This is a genomic window from Pseudomonas sp. p99-361, assembly GCF_003935475.1.
GTDB classification, from domain to species: Bacteria; Pseudomonadota; Gammaproteobacteria; order Pseudomonadales; family Pseudomonadaceae; genus Aquipseudomonas; species Aquipseudomonas juntendi.
This window is the reverse complement of the sequence record NZ_RHQO01000057.1, coordinates 21276-29446: the sequence shown is the minus strand read 5'-3', so window position 1 is coordinate 29446 and position 8171 is coordinate 21276. Positions and strand designations below refer to the sequence as shown.

General features: G+C 60.5%; 7 protein-coding genes. All 7 read right to left on the bottom strand.

All coding sequences use genetic code 11. The annotated features are described in order from the left end of the window. Window positions 1–189 precede the first annotated feature (189 nt). The 7 genes from EGJ22_RS20270 to apaG all read right to left on the bottom strand — a co-directional run bounded on the left by EGJ22_RS20270 (window position 190) and on the right by apaG (window position 8167). Window positions 190–1296, bottom strand: coding sequence for a hypothetical protein (locus tag EGJ22_RS20270; RefSeq protein ID WP_009685230.1), 1107 nt, complete (start codon window positions 1294–1296; stop codon window positions 190–192). Between the two features lie 55 nt (window positions 1297–1351). Continuing rightward, window positions 1352–2920, bottom strand: a complete 1569-nt coding sequence (locus EGJ22_RS20265; RefSeq protein WP_009685231.1) for a SpoVR family protein — start codon at window positions 2918–2920, stop codon at window positions 1352–1354. Continuing rightward, complete coding sequence (locus EGJ22_RS20260; RefSeq protein WP_009685232.1) at window positions 2917–4191, bottom strand: YeaH/YhbH family protein; 1275 nt, start codon at window positions 4189–4191, stop codon at window positions 2917–2919. Before EGJ22_RS20260 ends, EGJ22_RS20265 begins: the two co-directional genes overlap by 4 nt. A gap of 175 nt (window positions 4192–4366) precedes the next feature. Further along, window positions 4367–6289, bottom strand: a complete 1923-nt coding sequence (locus EGJ22_RS20255) for a PrkA family serine protein kinase (protein WP_009685233.1) — start codon at window positions 6287–6289, stop codon at window positions 4367–4369. A 284-nt stretch (window positions 6290–6573) separates the two neighbouring features. Further along, on the bottom strand, window positions 6574–6906 hold the full coding sequence (gene glpE / locus EGJ22_RS20250) for a thiosulfate sulfurtransferase GlpE (protein ID WP_009685234.1): 333 nt from the start codon (window positions 6904–6906) through the stop codon (window positions 6574–6576). Between the two features lie 14 nt (window positions 6907–6920). Then, a complete protein-coding gene (locus tag EGJ22_RS20245) occupies window positions 6921–7787 on the bottom strand; it encodes a symmetrical bis(5'-nucleosyl)-tetraphosphatase (protein ID WP_029885941.1) in 867 nt (288 codons plus the stop codon). Then, window positions 7787–8167, bottom strand: a complete 381-nt coding sequence (gene apaG / locus EGJ22_RS20240; protein ID WP_029885942.1) for a Co2+/Mg2+ efflux protein ApaG — start codon at window positions 8165–8167, stop codon at window positions 7787–7789. Before apaG ends, EGJ22_RS20245 begins: the two co-directional genes overlap by 1 nt. Window positions 8168–8171 lie beyond the last annotated feature (4 nt).

Below are 8171 nucleotides of genomic sequence, written 5' to 3'. Positions count from 1 at the left end.
GGCCCGAAACAAACGTAGGAGCGAGCGCAGCTCGCGATGCGCCGCGCGGGCGGCGCTCGATCTCACAGGCGCTGAAGGTGCTGCGGCTACCCTTGCCAGAAACCATAGAATCTTCCACAGGGGCTGTGTTGCCTTCACGTTGGCGCACTACCTGTGGGAGCGGCTTTAGCCGCGAAAGGGCCGGTAGCACTAACAGTGCCGGTAAGCCTCAAGCGCTTTCAGCCGCTGCGCTTTGAGCGCTTCGCCCAGTGCCTGGCCAGTCAGCCCTGCCTGCACAAGCGGCTTCACATCCACCGCCCGCGCCGCTGCCGCAGCGCCACGCAGGTACTCGCCCTGTGGATAACCCGCTTTGCAATTCCCCAGGGCCACCATCTCGCAGGCAGCCAGGAAATCCTCAAACCGCTGCGGGCGCCGGTACACATCGAACTTCTGCAACAGCGCCAGCAGTGACATGGCAGGCAGCTGCAGCGCCTGATCAGCCTGCACCAGGCACTCCCCCGTCAGCAGGGCCAGCTCCTGGCATTCCCGCGGCGCCTTGAGGCGTTGGTTGACGGTCTTGATCGAGGCGGGGGGCAACTGGTGCAACAGGCAGGCCCAGCGCACGTGCAGGGGCTGGTGATGCGCAGCTGCTTGTTCCAGCGCAGCCAGGGCTTGGGGAGCGCTATCAAGCTCAGGCAACAGTTCCCGGAGGGCGGCGCACGCATGCAGGACCTGGAAGAACACCTGCGGCTGCGCCTCCATCAGCGCGCGCTCGATCTCCTTCCAGCTGCGCTCTGCAGTCAATGCCTGCAATTCACCCGAGGCACTGATCTGGCGCATCAGCTCCAAGGTTTCATCGGCCACCCGAAAGCCTAAGGGTGCATAGCGCGCAGCAAAGCGCGCCACCCGCAGCACACGCAGGGGGTCTTCAGCGAACGCTGGGGAAACGTGGCGTAACAGGCGTTGGTCCAGATCCCGCGCGCCCTGGTAAGGGTCATGAACCTGCCCGGCCTCATCCTCGGCCATGGCATTGATGGTCAGGTCGCGGCGGATCAGGTCTTCTTCCAGGGTTACGTCGGGGCTGGCATGGAAGGTGAAGCCACCGTAGCCGCGCCCGCTTTTGCGTTCGGTACGGGCCAGGGCGTATTCCTCGCCGGTTTTCGGGTGCAGGAATACCGGGAAGTCGGCGCCGACCGGGCGGTAACCCTTGGCCAGCATTTCCTCGACGCTGGCACCGACCACCAGCCAGTCGATATCGCTGACCGGTCGGCCGAGCAGGCGGTCACGTACGGCACCGCCAACCTTGTAAATGTGCATGAGCAACTCTCCATAACTGCCGACAGCATAACCCGCCGGCAGTCATGGCGTGGCTTCAGAGATGGTGAATCACCGCCAGGTCCATGCGGCCGTATTCGCCGCCGTCGCCGTGCTCCCCGCGTGGCGGCATGTGGTGGGTCTTGACCACCTGCTCGCCTTGCACGGTCTCCAGGTGGATATCGAAGCCCCACAGCCGATGCAGGTGCTTGAGGACTTCGTCGGTCGAGTCGCCGAGCGGTTTGCGGTTGTGCTGCTGGTGACGCAGGGTGAGGGAGCGGTCCCCACGGCGGTCGACACTCCAGATCTGCACGTTCGGCTCACGGTTGCCCAGGTTGTACTGGGCTGCCAGCTGCTCGCGAATGAGCCGGTAACCTGACTCGTCGTGAATGGCCGGTACCAGCAGATCGTCCCGTTGGTCATCATCGAGAATGCTGAACAGCTTGAGGTCGCGCATGACCTTGGGCGACAGGTATTGCAGGATGAAACTCTCGTCCTTGAAGCTGCTCATGGCGAACTTGATGGTAGAAAGCCAATCACTGCCGGCAATGTCGGGGAACCAGTGGCGATCCTCTTCGGTTGGGTTCTCGCACATGCGGCGGATGTCGGTGTACATCGCAAAGCCCAGCGCGTAAGGGTTGATGCCGCTGTAGTACGGGCTGTCGAAACCAGGCTGGAACACCACACTGGTATGCGACTGCAGAAACTCCATCATGAAGCCTTCGGTTATCAGCCCCTCGTCGTACAAGTCGTTCATCAGGGTGTAGTGCCAGAAGGTTGCCCAGCCTTCGTTCATCACCTGGGTCTGGCGCTGCGGGTAGAAATACTGGGCTATCTTGCGCACGATGCGCACCACTTCCCGTTGCCAGGGTTCCAGCAGCGGGGCGTTCTTTTCGATGAAGTACAGGATGTTTTCCTGCGGCTCGGCGGGGAAGCGCCCTTCATCGCGGTCATTGCCCTTGTCGGCGCTTTTCGGGATGGTCCGCCACAGGTCGTTGATCTGCCGCTGCAAGTGTTCCTCGCGCTCCTGTTGCCGGCGCCGCTCCTCTTCGGCAGAAATAGGGTAGGGCCGCTTGTAGCGGTCTACGCCGTAGTTCATCAGGGCATGGCAGGAGTCGATCAGGTCTTCCACGGCGTCAATGCCGTGGCGTTCCTCGCACTGCGCGATGTACTGCTTGGCGAACACCAGGTAGTCGATGATCGAGCTGGCATCCGTCCAGGTGCGGAACAGGTAGTTGCCTTTGAAGAAGCTGTTATGCCCATAGCAGGCATGGGCGATCACCAGTGCCTGCATGCACATGGTGTTCTCTTCCATCAGGTAAGCGATGCAGGGGTCGGAGTTGATCACGATCTCGTAGGCCAGGCCCATCTGGCCACGGCTATAGGACTTTTCCGTGCTGAGGAACTGCTTGCCGTAGGACCAGTGGTGATAGCCCAGCGGCATGCCGACGGAAGCGTAGGCGTCCATCATCTGCTCGGCCGTGATCACCTCGATCTGGTTGGGGTAGGTGTCCAGGGCGTAGCGCTCGGCCAGGCGGCTGATTTCCCGGTCGTAGGTCTGGATCAGTTCGAACGTCCATTCGGACCCGGTGGAAATGGGTTGGCGTCTCTGTGCTCTGGCGGTCATGTGGCTAACCTGCGCTGGAAGAGTTCACGGAAGACCGGGTAGATGTCGCCGGCCGATACCAGCTGCTGTTGGGCAAACGTGTCGGGGAAGGCCTCGCCGATGCGTTCGTATTCGTACCACAGCGCCTGGTGCTCACGGGGGGTGATTTCGACGTAAGTGTAGTACTGCACGTGCGGCATGATCTGCTTGGCCAGGATATCGCGGCAGATTGGCGAGTCGTCGTTCCAGTTGTCGCCGTCGGACGCCTGGGCAGCATAGATGTTCCAGTCACTGGCCGGGTAGCGTTCAGCCATGATCTCCTGCATTAGCTTGAGTGCGCTGGAAACGATGGTGCCCCCGGTTTCCCGCGAGTAGAAAAATTCTTCCTCGTCCACTTCGCGGGCACTGGTGTGGTGGCGAATGAACACGACTTCGATGCGGTCGTAATTACGCTTGAGGAACAGATACAGCAAGATGAAGAAGCGCTTGGCGATGTCTTTGGTCGCCTGGGTCATCGAACCGGACACGTCCATCAGGCAGAACATCACCGCCTTTGAACTGGGGTTGGGTTGCTTGACCAGCAGGTTGTACTTGAGGTCGAAGGTGTCGAGAAACGGCAGGCGGTTGATGCGTGCCTTGAGGCGCTCGATTTCCTGTTCGATTTCCTGGATATCGGTGAAATTGTCCGGTTCCTCTGCGCGCAGGCGCGCCAGCTCTTTCTGTGCTTCGCGCAGCAGGGCACGGCTGCTGCCGGTCAGGGCGATACGTCGTGCGTGGGCCGAGCGCAGGGTGCGCACGATGTTGATGCGCGACGGGTTGCCTTCGTTGGCGATACCGGCGCGCACAGTTTTGAAGGTGTCGGCACCGGTCAGGTGGCGTTTGACCAGGTTGGGCAATTCGAGGTCTTCGAACATGAATTCGAGGAACTCTTCCTGGGTGATCTGGAAGACGAATTCGTCCATGCCTTCGCCGGAGTTGCCGGCCTTGCCACGGCCGCCGCCACCCCCGCCGCCGCCTTGCGGCCTGGGTATGTGTTCACCGGCAGTGAACTCCTTGTTGCCAGGGTGCACGATGGTCTGTTTACCCCCGCGGCCATGGTGCAGCACCGGTTCGTCGATATCACGCCCGGGAATGCTGATCTGCTCGCCGTGTTCCATGTCCATGATGGAGCGGCGGCTTACCGCCTCTTCGACGGCCTTCTTGATGTGTTCGCGGTACCGCCGCAGGAAGCGCTGGCGGTTGACCGTGCTCTTGTTCTTGCCGTTCAGGCGGCGGTCTATAACGTAGCTCATGGTCCCTCCGGTAGCTGGAGCAGCTGCAAGCCACAAGCCCTCGACGCCAAGCGGTAAGCTTCAAGCTGCAAGTAAAAGCAGCCATCGCTGCCGCAGATGCTGGCGCCTGGCATGCGCCGGCGCCAGCCAGCTTGTGGCTTGCAGCTTGTAGCTTGGCACTAGGCGGCTTGCCGCTTTATTGCGATTTCCTGACCCGCAGGTACCACTCCGACAGCAGGCGCACCTGCTTGTCGGTATAACCACGCTCCACCATTCGGGTGACGAAGTCGTTGTGTTTCTTCTGGTCCTCTTTGCTGGCTTTGGCATTGAAGCTGATGACCGGCAGCAGGTCTTCGGTGTTGGAGAACATTTTCTTCTCGATCACCACCCGCAGTTTTTCGTAGCTCAGCCAGCTTGGGTTCTTGCCATTGTTGTTGGCGCGTGCGCGCAGTACGAAGTTGACGATCTCGTTGCGGAAGTCTTTCGGGTTGCTGATGCCGGCCGGCTTCTCGATTTTCTCCAGCTCTTCGTTGAGCGCGATGCGGTTGAGGATCTCGCCGGTTTCCGGGTCGCGGTATTCCTGGTCCTGGATCCAGAAGTCGGCGTACAGCACATAGCGGTCGAAGATGTTCTGGCCGTATTCGCTGTAGGACTCCAGGTACGCTGTCTGGATTTCCTTGCCGATGAACTCGATGTAGCGCGGTGCCAGGTACTCCTTCAGGTAGCGCAGGTAGCGTTCGCGCACTTCTGCAGGGAACTGTTCCTGTTCGATCTGCTGCTCCAGCACATACAACAGGTGCACGGGGTTGGCGGCAATTTCGTGTGGGTCGAAGTTGAACACCTTGGACAGGATCTTGAAGGCGAAGCGGGTCGACAGGCCATTCATGCCCTCGTCGACGCCGGCCGAGTCGCGGTATTCCTGGATCGACTTGGCCTTCGGATCGGTGTCCTTGAGGTTTTCACCGTCGTACACGCGCATTTTCGAATAGATATTGGAGTTTTCAGGCTCTTTGAGCCGCGACAGCACCGTGAATTGCGCCAGCATTTTCAGCGTGTCCGGTGCGCAATGGGCCTTGGACAGCGAACTGTTGACCAGCAATTTGTCGTAGATCCTGATTTCGTCGCTGACGCGCAGGCAGTACGGCACTTTGACAATGTAGATCCGGTCGATGAACGCTTCGTTGTTCTTGTTGTTACGGAAGGTGTGCCACTCCGATTCGTTGGAGTGGGCCAGCAGGATGCCGGTGTACGGGATGGCCCCGAGGCCTTCGGTACTGTTGTAGTTACCTTCCTGGGTGGCGGTGAGCAAGGGGTGCAGGACCTTGATCGGCGCCTTGAACATTTCCACGAATTCCATCAGGCCCTGGTTGGCCCGGCACAGTGCCCCCGAGTAGCTGTAGGCGTCGGCGTCGTTCTGTGGGTATTCCTCGAGCTTGCGAATGTCGACCTTGCCGACCAGGGCAGAGATGTCCTGGTTGTTTTCATCGCCCGGTTCGGTCTTGGCGATGGCGATCTGGTTGAGGATGGAAGGGTAGAGCTTGACCACTTTGAATTTGGAAATATCGCCGCCGAACTCCTGCAGCCGCTTGGTTGCCCAGGGCGACATGATGGTGTTGAGGTAGCGCCGCGGGATGCCGAACTCCTCCTCGAGAATGGCCCCGTCTTCGGTGGCGTTGAACAGGCCCAATGGCGATTCGAACACCGGTGAGCCCTTGATGGCGTAGAACGGTACGCGCTCCATCAGCTGCTTGAGTTTTTCCGCCAGCGACGATTTACCGCCACCTACCGGGCCCAGCAGGTAGAGGATCTGTTTCTTTTCCTCCAGGCCCTGTGCGGCGTGGCGGAAGTAGGACACGATCTGGTCGATGCACTCTTCCATGCCATGGAAGTCGGCAAAGGCTGGATAGCGGCGGATCACCTTGTTGGAAAAAATGCGCGACAGCCTGGAGTTGGTAGAGGTGTCGATCAGCTCTGGCTCACCGATGGCCAGCAACAGCCGTTCGGCCGCCGATGCGTAGGCACTGCGATCCTCTTTGCACAGCTCGAGGTACTCCTGCAGCGAGAGTTCTTCCTGGCGCGTTGACTCGAAACGTTGTTGGAAGTGGCTAAAAATACTCATGACGTCACCTCGCTCGATACGTGGAGACGACGCCGGATCAGTCAGCTGATGCTGGCAAGCAACCGGGTTCGCCAGTTGCTCTATACCCCCCAGAACACCCTGTTACGCTACCGATGACCCGCACGCCGGTGTACCGGCTCTCCCCTTTTTTGGATGGCCTGAGCTTAAGCGTAGTTGGTTATCTGCAAGGTCAAGGGGCGAGGAGTGCAGAAGTTACGAACGACCGTTCGTCAGGTAAGCCGCAAGCCCGCGCAGGGCGCGGGCTGCAGTAAAAATGAAAATATTTATTCGGCAGCGCCTTGGGCTGTCTCGGCCGGGTAGGTGGTGCGCCACAGTTCAAAACCACCGTCGACGCTGTACACGTCCGAGAAGCCCTGGCCTACCAGGTAGGCGGCAGCGCTCTGGCTGGAGTTGCCGTGGTAGCAGACCACCAGGGTGGGGGCGTCGAGGTCGGCATTGCGGATGAACTCGGCAACCGAATGGTTATCCAGATGCCGGGCGCCGGTAATGTGGCCGGCAGCAAAGGCTTGCGAGTCACGGATATCGACCACGACCGCACCTTCTTGCTTGCGAAGCTCCAAGGCCTGCTCGGGAGGGATGCGCTTGAATTCGCTCATGGGTACTACTTCCTTCAGGTGTGGTCATTGAGTGTAGTGGGTTGTGCCGGCTGGCGCAGGGTGCCGCCGGCGGCGCAGTCGCAGCGGTGGTATTGGCCGCTGTCGAGGTTGTACAGGGTCATGGCGCCGCCCCACACGCAGCCGGTGTCCAGGGCGATGACGTCAGGCTGATCGACGCGCCCTTCAAGGGCGGCCCAGTGGCCGAAGATGATCTTCACGTGCCGCGAGCGGCGGTCCTTGTGGGCAAACCAGGGTTTGTAGCCTTTGGGCGCGGTGCCCAGGCCTTCCTTGCTTTTCAGGTCGAGTTTGCCTTCTGCGGTGCAGAAGCGCATGCGCGTGAAGTAGTTGGTGATGACCCGCAGGCGCTCGATACCGGTGAGGTTCTTGCTCCACTTGTTCGGCTCGTTGCCGTACATGCCATCCAAGTACAACTTCAGGCGAGTGTCATCGCGCAGCACCTGTTCCACCTCGTCTGCCAGCTTCAGGGCTTGCCCGAGCGTCCACTGCGGCGGGATGCCGGCATGAACCATGGCAACGCCCCGCGCCTCATCGTAGTGCAGCAGCTTTTGCTGGCGCAGCCAGTCGAACAACTGATCCGCATCTGGCGCTTCGATGATCTCGCGCAAGGTGTCGCTTTTCTTCAGGCGCTCGACGTTGTGCCAGGCGGCCAGCAGGTGCAGGTCGTGGTTGCCCAGCACGCAGACCAGGGACTGGCGCATGGAGTACAGAAAGCGCAGCGTTTGCAGTGACTCGGGGCCGCGGTTGACCAGATCGCCCACCAGCCACAGGCGGTCCACGGCGGGATCGAAGCGTACGTGTTCGAGCAGGCATTTGAGTGGCTGCAGGCAGCCCTGCAGATCGCCGACGGCGTAAGTGGCCATCAGTGCAGGGCCCCGGGCACCGCCAGGCGAAACGGGGCGATCTCGGCATCGAAACGTTTACCGTCTTCGGCAAACATCTGGTAGCTGCCCTGCATGGTGCCTACGCGGGTGCTGATGACAGCCCCACTGCTGTAGGTGTGGCTCTGGCCCGGCTCGATATTGGGCTGCTGGCCGACCACCCCGGCGCCGCGCACTTCTTCGACCTTGCCGTCACCGTTGGTGATCAGCCAGTGGCGCGACAGCAGTTTGGCTTTCAGCGAGCCGTTGTTCTGCACAGTGATGGTGTAGGCGAAAGCGAAACGACTGTTTTCTGGGTCGGATTGCTCTTTGAGGTAGCGGGTCACGACGCTGACGTCGATTTGATAGCGGGGGTCGGACATGCAA

Excerpts from the sequence above, each read along its gene's own strand:
- EGJ22_RS20270 (WP_009685230.1), bottom strand. The coding sequence starts at position 1,296 with ATGCACATTTACAAGGTTGGCGGTGCCGTACGTGACCGCCTGCTCGGC.
- EGJ22_RS20265 (WP_009685231.1), bottom strand. The coding sequence starts at position 2,920 with ATGACCGCCAGAGCACAGAGACGCCAACCCATTTCCACCGGGTCCGAA.
- EGJ22_RS20260 (WP_009685232.1), bottom strand. The coding sequence starts at position 4,191 with ATGAGCTACGTTATAGACCGCCGCCTGAACGGCAAGAACAAGAGCACG.
- EGJ22_RS20255 (WP_009685233.1), bottom strand. The coding sequence starts at position 6,289 with ATGAGTATTTTTAGCCACTTCCAACAACGTTTCGAGTCAACGCGCCAG.
- glpE (WP_009685234.1), bottom strand. The coding sequence starts at position 6,906 with ATGAGCGAATTCAAGCGCATCCCTCCCGAGCAGGCCTTGGAGCTTCGC.
- EGJ22_RS20245 (WP_029885941.1), bottom strand. The coding sequence starts at position 7,787 with ATGGCCACTTACGCCGTCGGCGATCTGCAGGGCTGCCTGCAGCCACTC.
- apaG (WP_029885942.1), bottom strand. The coding sequence starts at position 8,167 with ATGTCCGACCCCCGCTATCAAATCGACGTCAGCGTCGTGACCCGCTAC.